We start from the raw sequence: 22,807 nt of genomic DNA, 5'->3' as shown, positions 1-22,807 counted from the left end.
CGTGCGCACCGCGACGACACGCTTTCAATCCTGGAGACGATCGATGAACGACCTGCACGAATTATTCAATACGCTGGACGGCCGTGGCCTGGCAACACTGGTACGCAATGGCGAGGTGAGCCCCGGCGAGCTGCTGGAAACCGCTATCACGCGGGTCGAGCAGGTCGAGCCCGGCCTGAACGCCGTCAGCGAAAGGCTTTACGAGCAGGCGCGCAGCCAGGCGAGCGGAAGCAGCGTCAGACAGGGCGTCATGGCAGGCGTACCGACCCTGGTGAAAGACATGTTCACCCCGATGACCGGAGCACGGATGACCAGTGGCTCGCATGCGCTGGGCGAGTTTCGCTCAGACATCGACTGCGAAATCGTCAGCCGGCTGCGCCAGGCCGGCTGCCAACTGATCGGAACGACCACCGCCCCTGAATTCGGCGTGTCCTACAGCACCGAATCGCAACGCTTCGGCGCGACCTGCAATCCGTGGAATCTGCAGCACAGCGCGGGTGGTTCCAGCGGGGGTGCCGCCGCTCTGGTTGCGGCGCGCGCCATCCCCTTCGCTCATGGCAACGACGGCGGCGGCTCGCTTCGCGTGCCGGCTTCCTGCTGCGGCGTATTCGGCTTCAAGCCCTCGCGCGGCCTGCTGCCGTCCGGCCCGATGGTCGGCGAGGGCTGGGCAGGCCTGAGCACCGCTCATGCGATTACCCTGTCGGTAGGCGACAGCGCCGCCCTGCTTGATGCCACTGCCGGGAGTGACCTGGGTGCTCCCTATGCGGCGCCCATGCCAGCGACGCCCTTTGCACACGCCGCAGGACGCGATCCCAGGCGCCTGAAAATCGCCCTGATCTCGGCAATATCACCCTGGCCGGCCGAGCCGGAAGCCCTGGCCGCACTGCAACACACTGCGGCCTTGCTGGAGGCGCTCGGGCATTACGTGGTCCCGACGACGTTGCCGGTTCAGTTACCTGAATTCCTCGATGCGACGTTCGACATCATCGGCTCACACACCCAGGGCTACCTCGATCTACTGGGCAAAATGCGCGGTTTCCCGGTGGCCATGGATGAACTGGAGCCGCGCACCCGTGTGATTCTGCGCGAACGCGGGCAACTGCCTGCAACACGCTACATTTCCGCGGTCGAATCGATGCATGCACTGGGCCGGGCGATGGCCGGTTTCTTCGAAGAGTACGACATTGTTCTCACCCCGACGCTCAACCGCGCGCCGCCCCGCCTGGGGGAGCTGGCCTTCGACGACGACAGCCGTTCTCTGCAGGACTTCATCGCGCTTTCGCACAGCTACTCGCCCTACACGGCGATCTTCAACGCGACAGGCCAGCCGGCCATGTCCGTGCCCCTCTACTGGACAGCCGATTCGCTGCCGCTGGGCTCTCACTTCGCCGCGCGGTTTGGCGACGAACTGACCTTGCTGAGCCTCGCCGGGCAACTGGAACGCGCCCAGCCGTGGGCCGCACGCAGGCCGCCGTTAAACGCTTGTGCGGGTTGATGCGACGGGATTATTGGCGGTGGCGAGACCACCGCCTGCGTTGCAGGCGGCGGTCTGCCGGCTACAGGCTTATGGCTCGCCAGCCGCTTGCTGTGCCGGCGTCGGGTGCGACCCGGTCAGGTACCGGAAGCGGTCGTAGAGACCCGCCACTACCTGCCCGCCTGCGATCCTGCCCGGAATTGCCGTTTGCAGGGTGCCGACCGCGCTCCCCAGACGCGAGGTGCCGACGTAATTCCCGGCCCAGGACGCAGCCGCCCTGCCAGCCTGATGCGCCGCCTTGCCTTTGTCAGTCAGGTAGCTCAAGCCTTTGCCGGCTGCTGCGCCAGCCACTTCTCCAACCATACCGGGAAGCGTGAGGTTGGCTGCGGTCAGGACCGCAGCACCGGAGGCATAGCCTTTGATCCCCTTGTCGAGAAAATTCCAGACTTTGTTGACGCCCAGAAACCCTGTCATCACCAGATTCAGGCCGACGATTTCCTTGAAGACCTGAACCGCCTTTTGCATGTCGACTTCAGGGTTCATGGCCAGCTTGAGCATCTCCGATACGCACCAGACGCCGTCCGCCGCGTAATCGGCTTTGCCGACCATGCTTTTCATCAACATCACCAGCGCCGCACCGATACTCGCCGTCAGGGCCACCAGGCCCAGTTTGGTGTAGAAGTCAGGGTCCGCCTTGCGCTCCCCCTCGGCCAGTGGCAGACCTGCGCGCAGGGCATCGGCGCTTTCGAACCTGGCCTGGAACTCACTGCTCTTGGTGCCCAGGTACGTCAGGCTCGAGTTCATGATGTCGGTGATGCTTTTGTCTTGCTTGTACAATTCGGTCGCCACTTTCATCTGCTGGGCAAAATGCTCGCTGACGTCGAAATGCCTGACCACGGCAAGATGGTCTTCCTCCGGGATGCTGGCGTTCCCGGTGTCTTGCCTGGAAAGCTTGCTCTTGGCGAGCTTGAAGGCGGCGACGATCGATTCGCGGTTGAATACGCCCAGCGTGGCTGCGCCCGATGCCACGGCCGTTGCGATACCGAAGCCGACCTGCTCCAGCAGGTGTTCGTTCCTGGCAAAGGTGGGCTGCGCCACGATGGCGTTGGCCAGCACGGTGACGAAGTAGCGGTTCAGGCCGTGATCGACATTGGTCCGCGCGTTGGTCAGCTCGTTCATCATCAGGCCAGCCATGAACACTGCGTTCTTGGTGAAGTGGGCAACCAGCGATGAGCTGTAGGAGTTGTCCTTGCTGACGAACGCCACGGCCAGTGGCAAGGGTGCCAGCGCGAGCAGCATCGCCGGACTTGCAAGGATGCGACTCTTGAACGAGGCACCGTTCTTGAGCGTGCCCAGTTCGGCATTCATGCTTTGGTTAAGGCTGAGCAACTCATCTTTCACATCAGAGGGTAGCCCCGAGCGGCTCAACACTGCAGGCAACTGTTCGTTGTGAGCGCGCCAGGCGTCGAGTTGACCCTGGCCGTTGGCCTGAACGATTGCGCCCAACATGTCACGCTCGGCTTCGCTCAGCGCCGACGATGGTTTTTCCAGCAGCGTCTTCACAACGTCGGACGTCGTGGTAGCAGCACTGGGCAAATGACCAAGACGGGCCAGTTGCTCCTCGCTCAATACCAGCGAACCGTTGGCCAGCGCCAACCGCAGTTTTTCATCGAACCCCATGCCGCACCGGGCCTCGATGTCTCCTTCAGGGGCGAAGGGCAACGGGGTATTGCTGACGATATCGCGTTGTTCCTGCGTGAGATGCAGCACATGCTTGTTCAGGAAGGCATGCATCTGATCGGGCGACAGGTGTGGCGCCGGGGTGCGCATCAAGGCCAGCAACCCCTTGTCGTCCATTGGCGCGAGCGCCCCATAGGCATCAAACTTGCGCACCAGATTGCCGCCGGCCTTGAGCAATGCCTGGCTTCTCGTCAGCCGGGGCTCGGCAGCCTCATGGCCAGGTGCAGGTGCTTCGCCTGGCTCGATGGAGATTGCTTCCAGCCTCGGCAAAATGCCGTGTTCGCGCAATAGCTGCAGCAGCGCCTCCACCACTTCCGCCAGCTCGCGCAATTCATTGCAGGCAGGCGCGTCCTGGCAATTTTCGGTCAATGCCTGCAATGCGCCGGGCAACGTCTCCAGGTCATTGAGCGTGTCGGCATGTGAGCGCAGCAGACTGACGACCGCTTCGGGGTGACGCTGGAGGCTGTCATTCAACTCCGCAGTACGCTGCTTGGCCGTGTGAACGAAATGGCTGAAGAGCGTGTAAGACGAAACAACGGGGGGCTCTGCGCCCAGCGTCTCGGGATCCAGATGAGTCAACGCCAGCAGATCCGGAATCGCCCGGGCCAGAGCGGGCGGGCGGGCAGTCAAACGAGCGACGGATTGGTGCAGCCGCGCCGTCCTGAGCCCCTCGCAGGCCAGCGACAGTGAGTCGTGAGATGCATGAGAAGCAGGCATATCGGCCAGCCGGCCAATACAGCGGTCAAGCAGGTCTTTCAGCGCCGGCGCCTGATCCTCGTCGGCAAGTTGGTGCCAACCCTGCTCGGTCGTGGCGACCTCGGCCAGGCTTTGGCAGAGCTGGGCAACTGTGGGCCAGGACGGCTGCTGTTTGTCCAGCTCACGCTGAAGAGCAGACAACAGACGTACAGAGTCCTGCGCTGGCGCGGTCGAGGTGCGACCAAATGCCACAGCCAGCTCGCCGGAGGCAAAAAACGCCACGGTACGAGCCTGCTGCGGGGTTCGCTCACAAACGCCGGTGGCATCGGAGGACGCAGGAGCAACGTCCGGCAATGAGGAATGAGAGGAGCGCGTTATCTGGGAGGGCATCATGGGCGTTTTCCCTATTGTCGGTGGGTACGGGCAACAGACCGACTGAGTGTCGTCCGGCCCGGAACGGTTCCGGTAATTAAGGGGAAGTCGGTGCGTGATCGCTGAAATTGCGAGTGGATGTGCCCGGTTCACGCCGCCGATGACTAAATTGATCTTGACCATCTCATGCGGCCGGGCACCACACAGAACAAGCCTTGCGCCTGCAGCACGACCATGATTTTCAGGCCTGGTCGAAACCCGCGTGAACGCGGTCACTGGTCAAGATGACTGCCTTTCATATGCCAGATAAAACCCGATGGGGTAGAATAGTTGCCTTTTCCGCCATGCCCCCTTGAGGACTGCCATGTTCAGCCGTGATTTGACTATCGCCAAGTACGACGCCGATCTGTTTGCCGCCATGGAGCAAGAAGCTCTGCGTCAGGAAGAACACATCGAGCTGATTGCCTCGGAAAACTACACCAGTCCGGCCGTCATGGAAGCTCAGGGCTCGGCCCTGACCAACAAGTACGCCGAAGGCTATCCAGGCAAGCGCTACTACGGTGGTTGCGAGTACGTCGACATTATCGAGCAACTGGCCATCGACCGCGCCAAGGAACTGTTCGGCGCTGATTACGCCAACGTCCAGCCACACGCCGGTTCGCAAGCCAACTCGGCGGTCTACCTGGCCCTGCTGCAAGGCGGCGACACCATTCTGGGCATGAGCCTGGCTCACGGTGGTCACCTGACCCACGGCGCCAGCGTTTCGTCCTCGGGCAAGCTGTACAACGCCGTTCAGTACGGCATCGATGCCAACGGCATGATCGACTACGACGAAGTCGAGCGCCTGGCCGTCGAGCACAAGCCAAAAATGATCGTCGCCGGTTTCTCTGCCTACTCGCAGATCCTCGACTTCCCGCGCTTCCGCGCCATCGCTGACAAGGTCGGTGCCTACCTGTTCGTCGACATGGCGCACGTCGCCGGTCTGGTCGCCGCAGGCGTCTACCCGAACCCGGTGCCATTCGCCGACGTCGTGACCACCACCACGCACAAGACCCTGCGCGGTCCGCGTGGCGGCCTGATCCTGGCGCGCGCCAACGCCGAGATCGAGAAGAAGCTGAACTCGGCGGTGTTCCCTGGCTCCCAGGGCGGCCCGCTGGAGCACGTCATCGCGGCCAAGGCCGTGTGCTTCAAGGAAGCGCTGCAGCCTGAGTTCAAGACCTACCAGCAGCAAGTGGTGAAGAACGCCAAGGCCATGGCCGGCGTGTTCATCGAGCGTGGCTTCGACGTCGTTTCCGGCGGTACCGAGAACCACCTGTTCCTGCTGTCGCTGATCAAACAGGACATCTCCGGTAAAGACGCTGACGCCGCTCTGGGTCGCGCCTTCATCACCGTCAACAAGAACTCCGTACCGAACGACCCACGCTCCCCGTTCGTCACCTCCGGCCTGCGCTTCGGCACCCCGGCAGTGACCACTCGCGGCTTCAAGGAAGCTGAGTGCAAGGAACTGGCCGGCTGGATCTGCGACATCCTGGCTGATCTGAACAACGAAGCCGTGATCGACGCGGTTCGCGAGAAGGTCAAGGCCATCTGCGCCAAGCTGCCGGTTTACGGCGCTTGATAAGCCTGGTTTAAACGCAGTACCAAAAGCCCCGACTTGTGAGAGCCGGGGCTTTTTGTTGGGCAACTCATTGTGTGGGCAGAAGCCTGGCCGCTGAACGACCTCTCAACCGCATACCTTCTCGAACCCCGCCCGTATCTTCTCCTCCGGCAACTCATCGGCAATGAACACAATCACGCTCTCGCGCTTTTCGCCTTCGGCCCACTCGGTGTCCCAGTCGAAGCCATACAGTTTGAGCACGCCCTGAAACACCATCTTGCGTGGTTCGTCTTCGATGTTGAGCACGCCCTTGTAGCGCAGCAGTTGTTTGCCGTGGTCTTCGAGCAGTTCATTCATGAACTCGCTGAGGCGGTCCAGATTCAGTGGTTTGTCGCTGCGCAGGACCAGGCTGCTGATGCGGTCAGCGGAATTGCCAGCCGGGGCCAGCGGGCGCAGGGTCATACCGCCGCCCAGGTCAGCGTTGAGGTTGAAGCCGCGTACGTCGAGCAGTTCGGCGAGGTCGATTTTGCCGTGCTCGACGATACGGATCGGCGCGCGGCGGTTGATGCGGGTCAGGCGCGCACTCAGGGCTTCGAAGGCTGCGTCGTCGACCAGATCACGCTTGCTGACCAGCAACCGGTCGGCAAAGCCGATCTGCGCCTGGGCGATGGTTTGCGCCAGGTGGGTATCGGCGTGCGCGGCGTCGACCAGGGTGATGATGCCGTCGAGGATGTAACGCTCGCGCAATTCTTCATCAATGAAGAAGGTCTGCGCGACCGGCGCCGGGTCAGCCAGGCCGGTGCATTCGATCACCAGTCGGTCGAACGCGATTTCGCCGCTGTCCAGACGCTCCAGCAACAGGTAGAGCGCCTTGGTCAGGTCGGTGTGAATGGTGCAGCACACGCAACCGTTGGACAGGGTCATGATCTGTACAGGGTCGGTGCCGAGCAACTGGCTGTCGATGCCAGCATCGCTGAATTCGTTTTCGATCACGGCGATTTTCAGGCCGTGTTCGGCCTTGAGCAGGTGGCGCAGCAAGGTGGTCTTGCCGGCGCCCAGAAAACCGGTCAGCACGGTCACGGGGATGGGTTGCAACTCAGTCATAAGGCTCCTGGCGTGAGGCATTCAGCTGAAATGAAAACGCGCCACAGGTGATGGCCTGCGGCGCGTCGGATCAAACCATAACGCAGATCAGCGGATCAACAGCACTTCGGACCGGCCTTGCCGCCGTACCGTGCCTCTTGCCGTTCCCGGAAGAACTGCTCGTAGGTCATCATCGGCTTGTCCGGATGAGTGTTCTGCATGTGTTCGACGTAGGTGTCGTAGTCCGGCATGCCCACCATCAGGCGCGCGGCCTGACCGAGGTATTTGCCGAGGCGACTCAGGTCATTGAACATGGGCAATTCCTCTGTGGGTAACCATCGTCACACCTGCGACGCTGGCGGCATGGCCTGGAACGGCGCTTCCTTGTCGGTGCGCTCCTTGGTGCTCCAGGCCGCACGGCCGACTTTAATGGCGTAGAACAGGATGCTGAACACCACGAACAGGAACAGCACGGTCAGCCCGGCGTTGGTGTAAGCGTTGAAGATCACGTGCTGCATCTGGTCCATGGTCTTGGCCGGGGCCAGAATCTGACCGGCATCGGCCGCAGCGCTGTATTTCTTGGCCAGGGCCAGGAAACCTACCGCAGGGTTGGCGTCGAACAGTTTGATCAAGCCAGCGGTCACGGTGCAGATCAGCAGCCAGACGGCAGGCAGCATGGTCACCCAGACGTAGCGCTGACGCTTCATCTTGATCAGCACCACGCTGGCCAGCATCAGGGCGATACCGGCGAGCATCTGGTTGGAGATACCGAACAGCGGCCACAAGGTATTGATGCCGCCCAGCGGGTCGATGACGCCCTGATAGAGCAGATAGCCCCACAGCGCCACGCAACCGCCGGTGCCGATGGCGTTGGCCGTCCACGACTCGGTGCGTTTCAAGGCCGGAACGAAGCTGCCCAGCAGGTCCTGCAGCATGAAGCGTCCGGCACGTGTCCCGGCGTCGACGGCGGTCAGGATGAACAGCGCCTCGAACAGAATCGCAAAGTGGTACCAGAACGCCATGGTGTTTTCACCCGGCAGCACCTGATGGAGGATCTGTGCGATACCGACGGCCAGCGTCGGAGCACCACCAGCCCGCGCCAGCACGGTGTTTTCACCAATGTCTTTCGCCACAGCCGTCAGTTGCTCCGGCGTGATGGCAAAGCCCCAGCTGGACACCGTCTGCGCGACGGTCACCACGTCACTGCCGACCACGGCAGCCGGGCTGTTCATGGCGAAGTACACGCCCGGCTCGATCACCGAAGCGGCAACCATCGCCATGATGGCCACGAAGGACTCCATCAACATGCCGCCGTAACCGATGTAACGGGCGTTCTTCTCGTTATCCAGCAGCTTGGGCGTGGTGCCCGAGGAGATCAGTGCGTGGAAACCCGACACTGCACCGCAGGCAATGGTGATGAACAGGAACGGGAACAATGCGCCCTTCCAGACCGGGCCTGTGCCGTTGGTGAACTGGGTCAGGGCCGGCATTTTCAGCTCGGGCGCCAGGATCAGGATGCCGATCGCGAGTGCCAGAATGGTGCCGATTTTCAGGAAGGTCGACAGGTAGTCACGGGGCGCAAGCAGCAGCCAGACCGGCAGCATGGCCGCTACAAAGCCGTAACCGACCAGCATCCAGGTGATCTGCACACCGGTGAACGTGAACATCGGCCCCCAGGTCGGATCCGCCGCTACCATCCCGCCGACCCAGATCGAACCGAGCAACAGAATGACACCGACGATGGAGATTTCACCAATGCGCCCCGGACGGATGTAGCGCATATAAATGCCCATGAACATCGCGATCGGGATCGTCGCCATGACCGTGAACATGCCCCACGGGCTCTCGGCCAGGGCCTTGACCACGATCAGCGCCAGCACCGCCAGGATGATGATCATGATCAGGAAGCAGCCGAACAGCGCGATGGTGCCGGGAATACGGCCCATTTCCTCGCGAACCATGTCACCCAGCGAGCGTCCGTCACGGCGCGTGGAGAGGAACAGGATCATGAAGTCCTGCACCGCACCGGCCAGCACCACGCCGGCGATCAGCCAGAGCGTACCGGGCAGATAGCCCATTTGCGCTGCCAGTACCGGGCCGACCAGCGGGCCTGCGCCAGCGATGGCGGCAAAGTGGTGTCCGAAGAGAATGTGTTTGTTGGTCGGCACATAGTCCAGACCGTCGTTGTTGACCACCGCCGGTGTCGCGCGCAGCGGATCGAGCTGCATGACGTGAGTGGCGATGAAAAGACTGTAGTAACGATAGGCAACCAGGTAGATAGCTACCGCAGCGACCACTATCCACAAGGCGTTTATCGCCTCTCCGCGGCGCAAGGCCACGACCCCAAGGGCACATGCCCCGACAATTGCAACGATGAGCCAGGGAACATGGCGCATCAGACTATTATTATTTTTCATTTTTTTTATTCCAGCAGAGTTGACTAGAAGGCAAGCCATGCGAGTTTAGCGCCGGATCAGCGAAAGACCACCCCCAACCAAGGTCTAGGTCGAATTTTGATCAATTGCGGCAGATACCCGGCATAGAGGGCTGGAATGGCCGCGACAGATGGCGGTCCGATCACAAAACCGTGATACAGAACTGTTCTGTAATTGCTTTCCGGTCTATCGTGCATGGACAACAGAATCGATTAGATAACGACCTGCCGCTGACCTCTCGTGGCGGGTAACAAGAGAGTTCATTCGATGACCGACTCACCTGCAGATCGCCGTCGTTTCAAGCGCATTGCCTTCGACGCCAAAACCGAATTGAAACAGGGCGATCAGACCTGGAAGGTTCAACTGCTCGACCTGTCCCTGAAAGGCCTGCTGATCGAGCGACCCGAGTCATGGACCGCCCATACGGCGCAGCCCTTTGAAGTCGATATTCGCCTGAGCAATGACGTGTACGTGCACATGGATGTCCAAATCACCCACGACCATAACCGGCAACTCGGTTTCGTCTGCCGGCACATCGGGCTGGAGTCGATCAGCCATCTGCGGCGCCTGATCGAGCTGAACCTTGCCGATCAGGACGAACTGGACCGCGAGCTGGCAGCACTGATCGAACTCTAGACCGCTTACTCGAACAGCGCATCCAGGGCCTGCTCCAGGCGCGTAACGGCAATGATCTGCAAGCCGGGCGGCGCTTCCTTCGGCGCATTGCCCTTGGGCACGATGGCGCGCTTGAAGCCGTGCTTGGCGGCCTCCTTGAGGCGCTCCTGGCCGCTGGGCACCGGCCTGACTTCGCCCGACAGCCCCACCTCACCGAACACCAGCAAGTCATGCGGCAACGGACGATTGCGCAGGCTGGACATCACCGCTGCCATCAAGGCCAGGTCGGAGGCGGTTTCCAGCACCTTCACACCACCCACCACGTTGAGAAACACGTCCTGATCGTGAGTGGGAATGCCGCCATGTCGGTGCAGGACCGCCAGCAACATGGCCAGACGATTCTGATCCAGACCCAGCGTTACGCGGCGCGGATTGGACATGTGACTGTCGTCCACCAGCGCCTGCACCTCGACCAGCATCGGCCGCGTGCCCTCCCAGGTGGCCATGACCACACTGCCCGGTACTTCTTCCTGCGCACGGGTGAGAAAGATCGCCGACGGGTTGGAGACTTCTTTCAGGCCCTTGTCGGTCATGCCGAACACGCCCAGCTCGTTGACCGCGCCAAAGCGGTTCTTCACCGCGCGCAGCAAACGCAGGCGGCCGTCCGATTCGCCCTCGAAATACAACACGGTGTCGACCATGTGCTCAAGCACACGCGGGCCGGCCAGTGCACCTTCCTTGGTGACGTGGCCGACCAGGAAGATCGCCGTACCGCTCTGCTTGGCGTAGCGCACCAGCAAGGCGGCGCTTTCGCGAACCTGCGACACGCCGCCAGGGGCCGACTGCAGCTGTTCGGTGAAAATCGTCTGGATCGAATCGATCACCATCACCTTGGGCTTCTCGACCTTGGCGGTGGCAATGATGGTCTCGATGCAGGTTTCGGTCATTACCCGCAGCTTGTCCTGCGGCAGCCCCAGGCGCCGGGCACGCATGGCGACCTGCTGCTGGGATTCCTCACCGGTGACATACAGCGCGGGCATGCGCTGGGCGATGTTGCACAGCGTCTGCAAGAGGATCGTGGACTTGCCGATGCCGGGGTCGCCGCCAATCAGCACCACCGAACCGTCAACCAGACCGCCGCCGAGCACCCTGTCCAGTTCGGTGGAGTTGGTCGAGAAGCGCGGGATTTCTTCGACGCTGACTTCCGCCAGGGTCCTGATCTGCGCTTGGGAACCGGTCCAGCCGGTACGCCCGGTAGGCGGCGCGGCGGCACCGCTTTCAATCATGGTCTCGACCAGTGTGTTCCAGGCACCGCATTCGCTGCACTGGCCCGCCCACTTGGGAAATGTCGCGCCGCACTCGGTGCAGCCGTACAAGCGTTTGGCCTTGGCCATGACAACCCCAGTCGTTAAAAAACGCCCATGATAACGCAGGTTGCAACCCCTGCCAGTCGCTCGGCGACAACTGCTTTTGAAAACCGGATAAAACTTACGCGAACGACTTCGGTCGATTGAACGTGGCACGGGCGGCAGCAGTACGTCTGGGCTACACTCATCCGGATCAAATTTATCTGCTACAAGGAATTACCCCATGAGCGTGCTTAAGGAATTCAAGGCATTCGCGGTCAAAGGCAACGTAGTTGATATGGCTGTCGGTATTATCATCGGCGCGGCATTCGGCAAGATCGTTTCTTCGTTCGTCGGCGATGTCATCATGCCGCCGCTGGGCCTGTTGATTGGCGGTGTCGACTTCAGCGACCTGGCCGTCACCCTGCGCCCCGCGCAAGGGACTGCCCCGGCAGTGCTGCTGGCGTACGGCAAGTTCATCCAGACCGTCATCGACTTCATCATCGTCGCGTTCGCGATCTTCATGGGCGTCAAGGCCATCAACCGCCTGAAACGCGAAGAAGCCAAAGCCCCTACCCTGCCGCCAACGCCCTCCAAGCAGGAAATCCTGCTGGGCGAGATTCGCGACCTGCTCAAAGAGCAGAGCAAACCGGCAGCGCCCATTACCGTGGATCCTGCGCGTACGCTTTGATTGAGCAAGGCCTGCACCTGCAGGCCATCGGCCCTAACCACGATGGCACTGACGACGCAAATTGCGACGTAAGTGACAGGACGAAGTCGGGCCGGAAACGGAGCGAAAGGCTTTGGTCACTTTGGCCCCATCAAAGTGACTCGCCGAGGGGCGAAAAGGTGACCTGAGTCGAGCCCCAATCCACCTGACGAAGAAAAACCGTTGTGTGACGCGGAGCGTCACGAACTGCATTCCCACGCGGAGCGTGAGGAACGATAGTCATCAGGTTCCGGGCCGTGCCTCTAGCCCGACTACTCTAAAGTGCTTTTCGGACACGATGGCACAGACGACGCAGAGTGCGACGTAAGTGACGGCTGAGTCCTGGCGCTGATCAGGGGGTAGCCTGGCAGGACGCCAGGCTAGCCGCACCGCGCCATGGATGGCGCGTTGCGGCGCCCCCCGGATCAGTGACAGGGCGAAGGAACCCGACGAAGTCGGGCCGGAAACGGAGCGAAAGGCTTTGGTTACTTTGGCCTCATCAAAGTAACTCGCCGAGGGGCGAAAAGGTGACCTGAGTCGAGCCCCAATCCACCTGACGAAGAAAAACCGTTGTGTGACGCGGAGCGTCACGAACTGCATTCCCACGCGGAGCGTGAGGAACGATAGTCATCAGGTTCCGGGCCGTGCCTCTAGCCCGACTACTCTAAAGTGCTTTTCGGACACGATGGCCTGACGACGCAAATTGCGACGTAAGTGACAGGACCAAGTCGGGCCGGAAACGGAGCTGCGGGTTTTGCTTGCTTTGGCCCCATCAAAGTAAGTCGCCGAGGGGTGAAAAGGTGACCTGAGTCGAACCCTATCAAACTGACAAAGAAAAGCCGCTGTGTGACGCAGAGCGTCACGAACTGCATTCCCACGCGGAGCGTGAGGAACGATGGTTATGTGACTATCGTGCCAATGTTCGACACGATAGCCATCGTTAGCCGCCAACCCTCACCAATACGTCTCCACCGCCACCTGCCCCGGCTTGCGTGACAGGCTCAAGCGCATCTCGCGCTGCTTGAGAATCGCCCGTGTGTCATCGATCATCTGCGGATTGCCGCACAACATCACCCGCGAATGCTCCGGCGTGAGAGCAATGCCGGCCGCGCGCTCAAGCTCCCCGTTTTCGATCAACTGCGTGATACGCCCATTCAATGCGCCCGGATGCTGTTCACGGGTCACCGTAGGCAGAAACAGAAACTTGTCCGCGTATTCGGCCAGGTACTCACGCTGCATCAGTTCGGCAATCAATTGCTGATAGGCCAGCTCGCGTGACTCACGAACGCTGTACACCAGAATCACCCGCTCGAACTTCTCCCAGACCTCGAAATCCTGAAGGATCGACAGAAACGGCGCGACACCCGTGCCTGTGGATAACAGCCAGAGATCGCGCCCATCGACAAAGCGATCCAGGGTCAGATAACCAAACGCCTGCTTTTCCACCAACAGACTGTCGCCCTCACGCAAACGGCTCAACTCGCTGGTGAATTCGCCATCCGGCACCACAATGGAAAAAAACTCCAGAAACTCGTCGTGCGGTGAAGAAACCATCGAATAGGCACGCCATACCACTGAACCGTCGGCCTTGGTCACCCCGAGACGCGCAAACTGTCCGGCACGAAAGCGAAAACCGGGATCACGCGTGATGCGCAGGGTAAACAGGTTCGCGGTCAGCGGCGTGACACGCTGCAGTGTCTGTCGGGTGAATTTGTCGTCACTGACGGTCATGGTGCGCTTTGAACTCCTGAATATGGGAAGCAGAGCCCAGTGTCCCGCAAAGCAGGCTCGATAAACACCGGCTGTTTGTGGTGGATTACCCGGCAACGGGCTCTGCCGCTTAGAGTATTTGGTTCTTGGATCAGCTCCTGACGGGTAGAACATCCACAGGCCAAATTGCCCCGACCCTTCTCGCGCGGGGTTTTCAGCCAACAGCCACAGAACACGCTGGCATGTGCCATCAGCCCATCCGTCCGGCTGATCCGCAGCCCGACGGATTGCGGTCTATTTGTTCCTAGACTGGATAAACACCCAGCAAGGTCTGTACACGTACTGCAAGGAGGCTACATGAACACAATGGACATAAATTTCTCACAGCCCTCGCCAGCAAAAAACCTGACTCAGAGAGAAATCGAAGTCCTCAAGTGGTCCGCTGAAGGCAAAACAGCTGGCGACATCGCAATGATCCTCTGCCTGAAGGAACGCACCATTCACTTCCACATTGCCAGTGCCATTCAAAAAATGGGCGTTTGCAACAAGACGGCTGCCGCCGTACAAGCCGCGCTCAGCGGGATGTTCTGACAAACGGGCAATCACCGCGTAATCAGACAGGTATCGAAACGAAAAAATACGTAAAATCGTCTGTCTCAGCGAGCCCACCTGTCATCGGGCTCACTGACATACCTTCGATTGCACAGAGTTCTCCCGCCAATGCCCCTGCTCATCAGTCCCTTCGCTGAACTTGATCTCATTCGCCAACCCGAGCAACAGGATGAGCCCCTGCAGGCATTCGATGCCGCCGACGAGTACCTGCTCAATCATGTTGCACAAGCAGGGCTCAGCCTGCCCAGTCGGGTTCTGGTGCTCAATGACAGTTTCGGCGCGCTGGCGGCGAGTCTCGCGCCGCATGCCACGGTGATCAGCAGTACCGACTCGTTTCTGGCGGCGCAGGCGCTGGAAAAGAATCTGGCGCGCAACGGCATGAGCTACGACGCAGTACCGCACATCCCGGCCAGCGAAGCGTTGCAGGGGCCCTTCGACTGGGTGCTGATCCGGGTGCCCAAGACCCTGGCGCTGCTGGAAGAGCAACTGATACGCCTGCAAGGTCAACTGGCCCCCGGCGCTCGGGTCATTGCTGCGGCCATGGTCAAGCATTTGCCGCGTTCGGCGGGCGACTTGCTGGAGGAATATGTAGGGCCGGTGCAGGCCTCGCTGGCAGTGAAAAAAGCCAGGCTGCTGTTCGCCACGCCACAGCCCATGGAAGTGCGCACCTCGCCCTATCCGACGCGCTACCGGCTGGAGGAGCCGGCCATCGAACTGCTCAACCATGCCAATGTGTTTTGCCGCGACGGGCTGGACATCGGCACTCGCGCCTTCCTGCCGCATCTGCCGAAAAACCTTGGCACGGCAAGGGTCGCAGACCTGGGTTGCGGCAACGGCGTACTGGCCATTGCCAGCGCGCTGGACAACCCGCAAGCGCACTACACGCTGGTCGACGAGTCGTTCATGGCCGTGCAATCGGCAGCCGAGAACTGGCGCGCGACGCTGGGTGATCGCGACGTCCGGGTTCGGGCTGGCGACGGTCTGGAGATGCAGGAGCCTGACTCGCTGGATGTGGTGCTGTGCAATCCGCCCTTCCACCAGCAGCAAGTGGTCGGCGACTTTCTCGCCTGGCGGATGTTTCTGCAGGCGCGTGCCGCGCTGGTGACCGGCGGGGCGCTGTACATCGTCGGCAATCGCCACCTGGGTTATCACACCAAGCTGTCGCGCCTGTTCCGCGGCGTCGAACAAGTGGCCGCCACGCCGAAATTCGTGATTCTGAAAGCCCGCAAGTAACCCACGCTCACGACAAAAAAAAGACCCCCTTGCCACGCGAGTGGCAAGAGGGTCGCAAAACGTGTCCGCAGACACGAACGGGAATTCAGTATCAGTGTGTCGTCAGGCCCGCTGCGCTCATGAACATGCGCATCAGGCTGGCCACGATGAACAGCGCGAATACGCTGCCCGCCCAGATTCCGACCAGCCAGGCCAGTCGTTGCCAGAGCGGCTTGCTCAGCGCCGGATCAGGATCGTGCATGGAATTTTTACCAGACATCGTCATTCTCCTCGGTTCGGACTAGTGATAACCGTCTGCTGCCGTCACCTTGCCGCGGAACACGTAGTAGCTCCAGAAGGTGTAGCCCAGAATGAACGGAATGATGAACAGCGTGCCCACCAGCATGAAGCCCTGGCTCTGCGGCGGCGCGGCGGCTGTCCAGATCGATACCGAAGGCGGAATGATGTTTGGCCACAAACTGATGCCCAGACCGCTGTAACCCAGGAAGATCAGCAACAGGGTCAGTAGAAACGGCGTGTAGTGGGCATTGCGGGCCACCGCCTTGAACAGACCGTACATGGTCACCAGCACCAGAATCGGTACCGGCATGAACCAGAACAGGTTCGGCATGCTGAACCAGCGATGCGCGATATCAGCGTGGGCCAGCGGCGTCCACAGGCTGACCACGCCCATGACCGCGAGCACCGCAAGGGCCAGCGGACGTGCCAGATCATGCATCGCCTTCTGCAGCGAGCCTTCGGTTTTCATGATCAGCCAGGTGCAGCCCAGCAGCGCGTAAGCGACGATCAAGGCCAGCCCGCAGAACATCGGGAACGGCGAGAGCCAGTCCAGCGAGCCACCGGCAAACTGGCGATCGACCACCGGGATGCCTTCAATGTAGGTACCCAGCGCCACACCCTGGAAGAAGGTCGCAGCCAGCGAGCCACCAATGAACGCCTTGTCCCACCAGTGACGCTTCAGCTCGGTCGCCTTGAAGCGGAACTCGAACGCCACGCCACGGAAGATCAGGCCCATGAGCATGAACATCAGCGGTAGGTACAGCGCAGACAGGACCACCGAGTAGGCCAGCGGGAATGCACCGAACAGTGCCGCACCGCCCAGCACCAGCCAGGTTTCGTTGCCGTCCCAGACCGGCGCGACGGTGTTCATCATCACGTCGCGGTCGGAACTGTCCTTCATGAACGGGAAAAGAATCCCGATACCCAGATCGAAACCGTCCATCACCACGTACATCATGATGCCGAAGACGATGATGATGGCCCAGATCAGCGGAAGATCGATACCCATGGCTTAAATCCCCTTGCCGTGACGATCAAGATTGTCGCCATGTTCTTCGCCTTCAACAGCAGCGGAGAGCGGACGGGCCGGTGTGCGTTGCTGGCCGGGACCACCGTGCGGCACATGTTCGACATAGGCTTTCGGCCCTTTGCGAACCAGACGCATCATGTAGCCAAGACCGGTGCCGAAGAGCACGAAGTAGACGACCACGAACAGCACCAGGGTGATGCTCATCTGCGCCACGCTGTGCCCGGACGAAGCATCGGCGGTACGCATCAGGCCGTACACGACCCACGGCTGACGGCCGATTTCGGTGGTGAACCAGCCGGCGAGAATGGCGATCAGGCCGGATGGCCCCATCCACAACGCCAGGTACAGGAACGGACGCGAGTTGTACAGCGTGCCGCGCTTGCGCAGCCACAAGCTCCAAAGGCCGGTGAAGATCATCAGCATGCCAAGGGCGACCATGACCCGGAACGACCAGAACACGATCGTCGAATTAGGGCGATCCTCAGGCTTGAATTCCTTGAGCGCAGGCACCTGCTTGTCCAGGCTGTGAGTCAGGATCAGGCTGCCCAGGTACGGAATTTCCACCGCGTACTTGGTACGTTCTTCCTTCATGTCGGGAATGCCGAACAGGATCAGCGGGGTCGGTTCGTCACCGACGTTCTCCCAGTGACCTTCGATGGCCGCAATCTTCGCAGGCTGATGCTTGAGCGTGTTCAGACCGTGGAAGTCACCGACGACAGCCTGGACAGGCGCCACCAGCAGGGCCATCCACATGGCCATCGAGAGCATCTTGCGCACCGCAGGTGTGTCGCGACCCCGCAACAGATGCCAGGCAGCCGACGAACCGACGAAGAACGCCGTCGCCACGAACGCGGCGATCGCCATGTGCGTCAGGCGATAAGGGAACGACGGGTTGAACACCACAGCGAACCAGTCAGTGGGAATGACCCGACCGTCGATGATCTCGAACCCTTGCGGGGTCTGCATCCAGCTGTTGGACGACAGAATCCAGAAGGTGGAGATCAGCGTGCCGATGGCGACCATTACCGTAGAGAAGAAGTGCAGGTTGCGGCCGACACGATTCCAGCCGAACAGCATCACGCCGAGGAAGCCCGCTTCGAGGAAGAACGCGGTCAGCACCTCGTAGGTCAGCAGCGGGCCGGTCACAGCACCTGCGAAGTCGGAGAAGCGGCTCCAGTTGGTGCCGAACTGGTAGGCCATGACAAGCCCGGAAACCACGCCCATGCCGAAGTTGACTGCAAAAATCTTCGACCAGAAGTGGTACAGGTCACGGTAGACGTCATCGCGGGTCTTCAGCCACAGACCTTCGAGCACAGCCAGATAACTTGCCAGACCGATGGTGATGGCAGGAAACAGGATGTGGAACGAAATCGTGAATGCGAACTGAATCCGGGCGAGATCTATAGCCTCTAAACCGAACATAAGATGTTCCTCTCTCAGATGAAACCTGCTGCCAGCCGCAAGCCAACAGCGATTGCCCCCACGGTAATGAGTGCTTATGTTTCTTTATTCTGGCGTTTCCAATGGCGAAAACGCTGGTCGATGCACTGATCGTTGCCTGAACGCACTGATGCAGATCAATCGACCATCAAAGAGTAGTCCTGTTCGGCCATTAAAGTCGTGTGGTCTATTGTCGCGTGGCGGGTTGTCTCACCTGCGGAGAACTGCGGCGTCTATCGTTCCTCACGCTCCGCGTGGGAATGCAGTTCGTGACGCTCCGCGTCACACATTGCAGCGTTGACGCCTGATTCAGGCGTTACAAGGTGCACGCACCCTCAAAGCCTGAGCCTGGTCTACGCGCGCTGTCTCGCCGTGCTGAAAATTTGTGACGCAGAGCGTCACGAACTGCATGCCAACGCGGAGCGTTGGCACGATAGGCAGCTGGATTCGCGCTCAGCGGGAGAGCGCCTTGCGAAACGCGAGCAGCTCCATTGTCACAACAGCTTATCCAGCGTGATCGGAAACTCGCGGATACGTTTGCCGGTGGCGTGATAGATCGCGTTGGCAATCGCTGCCGGCACACCGACGATGCCGATCTCGCCGACGCCCTTGGAACCCAGCGCGTTGACGATGTCGTCGTGTTCTTCGACAAACAGCACGTCAATGTCGCCGATGTCAGCGTTCACCGGGATATGGTACTCGGCCAGGCTGTGGTTCATCGGACGGCCCAGGTCGTGGTCAAGCATCGCCTCTTCCTGAAGCGCCATGCCCATGCCCCAGACAACGCCGCCCAGAATCTGGCTGCGCGCCATTTTCGGGTTCACGACCCTGCCCGCTGCCACGGCACTGACCACACGATTGACCTTGATGGTGCCCAGATCCTCGTCGACCAGCACTTCGACGAACACCGCCGAGTGCGTAGCTGCCGCATAGGCTTCGCGCTTGTTGTCCGGCTCGGCGTCGACTTGCACCTCGATGACACCGTGGGCCTGAGACGCGGCCAGTTCAGCCATCGATAGCGCCTGATCGCCGACGTACAGCTTGCCCGCTTCGAAGCGAACCTCATCCGGCGTCACAGAAGCGAATTGCGGATGCAGCCCTTTGGCAACTTCCAGTACTTGGCGCTGCAAAGCCTGACAGGCCTGTTGCACCGCAGTACCGACTGAAGACACCGTGAACGAGCCGCCCTGCAACGGCGCAGTCGGCAACGAAGAGTCGCCCAGCAGGAAGCTGACGTTATCCACCTCGATACCCGACGATTCTGCAGCGATCTGCGTCATGACGGTATAGGTGCCGGTGCCAATGTCGGTGGTAGCGCTGCTGACCACCAGCGTGCCGTCCGCTTGCAGACGCGCCTTGGCGCTGGCCTTCATCTGCATGGCCTCCCAGACACCACCGGCCATGCCCCAACCGACCAGCTGACGGCCTTGACGCATGCTGCGTGGCTCAGGGTTGCGGCTGGACCAGCCAAAGCGTTCGGCACCCTGTGCGTAGCATTCGCGCAATTCCTTGCTCGAATACGGCTTGTCTTCGTTACCGTTGCGCTCGGCGTAGTTGGTCAGGCGCAGGCGCACCGGATCGATGGCCAACGCGTAAGCCAGCTCATCCATGGCGCATTCCAGGCCGATCATGCCCAAGGCAGCACCCGGCGCACGCATGTCGAGCGGCGTGAACACGTCCAGCGGCACCAGTTTGTAGGTCAACTGCACGTTGTCGCAGTGGTAGAGCATGCCGCTCCATTCCACGACGTGTTCGCTGAAGTCCTCGAAACGCGAAGTCTGCCCGATGGCTTCATGACCGACCGCCAGCAAACGACCGTTGGCAGCCGCGCCCAGACGCAGGCGCTGAATGGTGCGCGGACGATAACCGAAGGTGAACATCTGCTGGCGGGTCAGCGTCAGGCGCACGGAGCGCTTGAGGTGCAGTGCAGCCATTACTGCCAGCGGCAGTTGATATTGCGGGCGCAGGCCAGAACCGAAGGCACCACCGACGAAAGCGGCCAGCACGCGGATCTTGTCCTTTTCCAGGCCGAACACCTTGTGCAGATAGTCCTGACAGTTTTGCGTGCCCTGGGTCTTGTCGTGAATCTGCAAGCTGCCATCGGCCTGATACAGGACGGTCGACGCATGCGGTTCCATCGGGTTGTGGTACTCGCTGGGCGTGCTGTACGTCACGTCCACGCTCAGCGCGGAGCTGGCCAGTTCGCCTTCGAAGTTGCCACGCGGCGGCGGCAATTCGGCAGGCGCGTCATAGGCGGTGTCGAGCATGGCCTGCAGATCGGTCTGGTGCTCCTGCTGCTCGTATTCGATACGCACCAGCGAGCCCGCGTGACGCGCCAGTTCCAACGTATCGGCAACGACCAGCGCGAGCGGTTGGCCGCTGTACATGACGTTGTCGTTGTAAAAAGGACGAAACGGCGAACCGTCGGCCGAATCGGCGTCCTCATAGTTTTCGTCATAGCTGGCCAGCCACGGACGATTGGTGTGGTCGATGACCGCGACCACACCCGGAACCTTCATTGCCTCGCTCGTATCGATGCTGGCGACGCGACCGTTGGCGATGGTGCTGGAGACCACGCTGCCATACAGCAACCCTTCTTCAGGGTATTCACCGGCGTAACGTGCGCCCCCGGTCACTTTCAGGCGGCCGTCGACGCGGTCCACAGGCTTGCCCATTGGCGAAAATGGCTGGTTCATTGGGCGCTCCCTCCTGTTGCGGCATCGCTCAAGGCACGAATGATCGCGCGGCGGGCCAGTCTGACTTTGAAACCGTTGTGCTCCAGAGGCTGCGCATCTTCAAGCATGGCGTCTGCAGCAGCGGCGAAGTTCTCGCGAGTGACCGGCTTGCCGACCAACAGCGCTTCGACCGCCTTGTCGCGCCATGGCTTGTGCGCGACACCGCCCAATGCCAGACGCACGTCGCGAATCACATCGCCGTCCATATCGATGGCGGCAGCCACCGATATCAGGGCAAACGCATAGGACGCACGGTCGCGGATCTTCAGATAAGCGTTGTGGCTGACAAAGCCGTTTGCAGGCAGTTCGACGGCGACGATCAACTCATCGTCGGCCAGTTGATTGTCCCGTTGCGGAGCATCACCCGGCAGGCGATGGAAATCAGCAAACTCGATAGTGCGGCGGCCGGCACGTCCTTGAACATGCACCACGGCTTCCAGCGCAGCGAGTGCCACGCACATGTCGGACGGGTGAGTCGCGACGCAGTCTTCGCTGGCACCCAGGATCGCGTGAATGCGATTCAGGCCCGTACGCGCCGGGCAGCCACTGCCTGGCTCACGCTTGTTGCACGGCACGCCGGTGTCATAGAAGTAATAGCAGCGGGTGCGTTGCAGCAGGTTGCCGCCGGTGCTGGCCATGTTGCGCAACTGCGGCGAAGCACCGGCCAGCACGGCTTTGCTCAGCAGCGGGTAACGCGCTTCGATCAGCGGGTGGTAGGCCAGGTCGGCGTTGCTGACCAACGCACCGATCATCAAACCGCCCGAAGCGGTTTCACTGACATCCCTCAAAGGCAGGCCGGTGATGTCGATCAGGTGCTCGGGCGTGGCGACGTTTTCTTTCATCAGGTCAAGCAGATTGGTGCCGCCTGCAATGAAACGCGTGGCCGGTCCGCTCAGGTTGACCGCAGCAGTGATGTCGGTCGGCTTGCTGTAGGTAAACGGATTCATGCGTTCACCTCCGGCTTTGGTGCTGCGTTGTGGAACTGCGGCAGCGCCTCTTCGACGGCAGCGAGAATATTGCTGTAGGCACCGCAACGGCACAGGTTACCGCTCATCAGTTCCTGAATCTCGGCACGCGTGCTGGCGCGCCCCTCATTGGCAAGCCCGACAGCCGAGCAGATTTGCCCGGGCGTGCAGTAGCCGCACTGGAACGCATCGTTCTTGATGAACGCCTGCTGCATGGGATGCAACTGGTCGCCATCAGCCAGGCCTTCAATGGTGGTCAGCTCGGCGCCATCGCACATGATCGCCAGCGTCAGGCAGGCATTGATGCGCGTGCCGTCGCGCAGTACGGTACACGCACCACACTGGCCGTGGTCGCAGCCTTTCTTGGTGCCGACCAGATCGAGCTGATCACGCAGCAAGTCCAGCAAGGTGGTCCAGGGCAGCACATCCAGTTGGCGGAGCTGTCCGTTCAGGGTCAGGGAAATCGCGTGGGTGGCGAAGTCCTGGGGGTTCGGGGTCGTTGCACTCATGGAAACCTCACGGTAGGCGGTCACTTAGCGCACTTTTTATGCGTCTTAAGGGGTGGGACTTCGCGAGGTTTGCAACGTTCAGGCTTTCTTGATGGGCGTACTTGTCATTGAAAGGCCGTCATCCACAGGCAGCCATCCCGCCAAGCTGCTGGTATGATGCGCGGCTTTTTCCGACCCGCAAAAATCAAACGGGCTGCCCTGCAGTCTGTGCATTGCTGTTGGAGTCG

18 protein-coding genes are annotated in these 22,807 nt (G+C 60.9%); 6 read left to right on the top strand and 12 right to left on the bottom strand.

Translation table 11 applies throughout. The features are described 5' to 3' along the window. Window positions 1–43 precede the first annotated feature (43 nt). The gene (locus KBY02_RS01485) at window positions 44–1,495 is read left to right on the top strand and encodes an amidase (RefSeq protein WP_104684556.1); all 1,452 of its coding nucleotides are present in this window, start codon (window positions 44–46) and stop codon (window positions 1,493–1,495) included. A 69-nt stretch (window positions 1,496–1,564) separates the two neighbouring features. Here the strand turns inward: KBY02_RS01485 and KBY02_RS01480 are convergent, their stop codons facing one another. Further along, entirely contained in the window at window positions 1,565–4,303 is a 2,739-nt protein-coding gene (locus KBY02_RS01480) for a HopW family type III effector protein (RefSeq protein WP_103377876.1), read from the bottom strand. A gap of 343 nt (window positions 4,304–4,646) precedes the next feature. On the opposite strand from KBY02_RS01480, the gene glyA reads away from it, so the two are divergent. Then, window positions 4,647–5,900, top strand: a complete 1,254-nt coding sequence (glyA, locus tag KBY02_RS01475) for a serine hydroxymethyltransferase (RefSeq protein ID WP_003419083.1) — start codon at window positions 4,647–4,649, stop codon at window positions 5,898–5,900. 105 nt (window positions 5,901–6,005) lie between these two features. On the opposite strand, the gene yjiA is transcribed toward glyA, so the two are convergent. The 3 genes from yjiA to KBY02_RS01460 all read right to left on the bottom strand — a co-directional run bounded on the left by yjiA (window position 6,006) and on the right by KBY02_RS01460 (window position 9,379). Then, window positions 6,006–6,983, bottom strand: coding sequence for a GTPase (yjiA, locus tag KBY02_RS01470; RefSeq protein ID WP_024641945.1), 978 nt, complete (start codon window positions 6,981–6,983; stop codon window positions 6,006–6,008). A 95-nt stretch (window positions 6,984–7,078) separates the two neighbouring features. After that, window positions 7,079–7,276, bottom strand: a complete 198-nt coding sequence (locus KBY02_RS01465) for a YbdD/YjiX family protein (RefSeq protein ID WP_003399964.1) — start codon at window positions 7,274–7,276, stop codon at window positions 7,079–7,081. A gap of 27 nt (window positions 7,277–7,303) precedes the next feature. Continuing rightward, on the bottom strand, window positions 7,304–9,379 hold the full coding sequence (locus tag KBY02_RS01460; protein WP_011268932.1) for a carbon starvation CstA family protein: 2,076 nt from the start codon (window positions 9,377–9,379) through the stop codon (window positions 7,304–7,306). 285 nt (window positions 9,380–9,664) lie between these two features. Between KBY02_RS01460 and KBY02_RS01455 the strand changes: the two genes are divergently transcribed. Further along, window positions 9,665–10,033, top strand: a complete 369-nt coding sequence (locus tag KBY02_RS01455; protein ID WP_003399961.1) for a PilZ domain-containing protein — start codon at window positions 9,665–9,667, stop codon at window positions 10,031–10,033. A 5-nt stretch (window positions 10,034–10,038) separates the two neighbouring features. Here the strand turns inward: KBY02_RS01455 and radA are convergent, their stop codons facing one another. Next, a complete protein-coding gene (gene radA, locus KBY02_RS01450; protein ID WP_002555235.1) occupies window positions 10,039–11,406 on the bottom strand; it encodes a DNA repair protein RadA in 1,368 nt (455 codons plus the stop codon). A gap of 196 nt (window positions 11,407–11,602) precedes the next feature. On the opposite strand from radA, the gene mscL reads away from it, so the two are divergent. Beyond that, window positions 11,603–12,049, top strand: coding sequence for a large-conductance mechanosensitive channel protein MscL (mscL, locus tag KBY02_RS01445; RefSeq protein ID WP_003399960.1), 447 nt, complete (start codon window positions 11,603–11,605; stop codon window positions 12,047–12,049). Window positions 12,050–13,021: 972 nt separating this feature from the next. Here the strand turns inward: mscL and KBY02_RS01440 are convergent. Beyond that, window positions 13,022–13,798 (bottom strand): ferredoxin--NADP reductase, encoded by a 777-nt coding sequence (locus KBY02_RS01440; protein ID WP_024642068.1) that lies wholly within the window; start codon window positions 13,796–13,798, stop codon window positions 13,022–13,024. 336 nt (window positions 13,799–14,134) lie between these two features. Here KBY02_RS01440 and KBY02_RS01435 point away from each other — a divergent pair, with 336 nt between their 5' ends. After that, on the top strand, window positions 14,135–14,368 hold the full coding sequence (locus KBY02_RS01435; RefSeq protein WP_003340758.1) for a helix-turn-helix domain-containing protein: 234 nt from the start codon (window positions 14,135–14,137) through the stop codon (window positions 14,366–14,368). Between the two features lie 129 nt (window positions 14,369–14,497). Next, complete coding sequence (locus KBY02_RS01430) at window positions 14,498–15,622, top strand: methyltransferase (RefSeq protein WP_024642069.1); 1,125 nt, start codon at window positions 14,498–14,500, stop codon at window positions 15,620–15,622. Window positions 15,623–15,713: 91 nt separating this feature from the next. Here the strand turns inward: KBY02_RS01430 and KBY02_RS01425 are convergent, their stop codons facing one another. The 6 genes from KBY02_RS01425 to KBY02_RS01400 all read right to left on the bottom strand — a co-directional run bounded on the left by KBY02_RS01425 (window position 15,714) and on the right by KBY02_RS01400 (window position 22,580). After that, the gene (locus KBY02_RS01425; protein WP_002555239.1) at window positions 15,714–15,881 is read right to left on the bottom strand and encodes a DUF2474 domain-containing protein; all 168 of its coding nucleotides are present in this window, start codon (window positions 15,879–15,881) and stop codon (window positions 15,714–15,716) included. A gap of 21 nt (window positions 15,882–15,902) precedes the next feature. Then, the gene (gene cydB, locus KBY02_RS01420) at window positions 15,903–16,910 is read right to left on the bottom strand and encodes a cytochrome d ubiquinol oxidase subunit II (RefSeq protein WP_003396217.1); all 1,008 of its coding nucleotides are present in this window, start codon (window positions 16,908–16,910) and stop codon (window positions 15,903–15,905) included. Window positions 16,911–16,913: 3 nt separating this feature from the next. After that, window positions 16,914–18,353 (bottom strand): cytochrome ubiquinol oxidase subunit I, encoded by a 1,440-nt coding sequence (locus KBY02_RS01415; RefSeq protein ID WP_225649718.1) that lies wholly within the window; start codon window positions 18,351–18,353, stop codon window positions 16,914–16,916. A 512-nt stretch (window positions 18,354–18,865) separates the two neighbouring features. After that, entirely contained in the window at window positions 18,866–21,067 is a 2,202-nt protein-coding gene (locus KBY02_RS01410) for a xanthine dehydrogenase family protein molybdopterin-binding subunit (protein ID WP_024641961.1), read from the bottom strand. Continuing rightward, entirely contained in the window at window positions 21,064–22,053 is a 990-nt protein-coding gene (locus tag KBY02_RS01405) for an FAD binding domain-containing protein (RefSeq protein WP_011268938.1), read from the bottom strand. The genes KBY02_RS01410 and KBY02_RS01405 overlap by 4 nt, the downstream gene beginning before the upstream one ends. Continuing rightward, entirely contained in the window at window positions 22,050–22,580 is a 531-nt protein-coding gene (locus KBY02_RS01400) for a (2Fe-2S)-binding protein (RefSeq protein ID WP_003368718.1), read from the bottom strand. The genes KBY02_RS01405 and KBY02_RS01400 overlap by 4 nt, the downstream gene beginning before the upstream one ends. Window positions 22,581–22,807: the final 227 nt, after the last annotated feature.

The sequence above is a fragment of the Pseudomonas sp. P129 genome (genome assembly GCF_020312195.1).
Taxonomy (GTDB): domain Bacteria; phylum Pseudomonadota; class Gammaproteobacteria; order Pseudomonadales; family Pseudomonadaceae; genus Aquipseudomonas; species Aquipseudomonas fragariae.
Note: the sequence above shows the minus strand (reverse complement) of the source record. Positions and strands in the feature narration are given on the sequence as shown.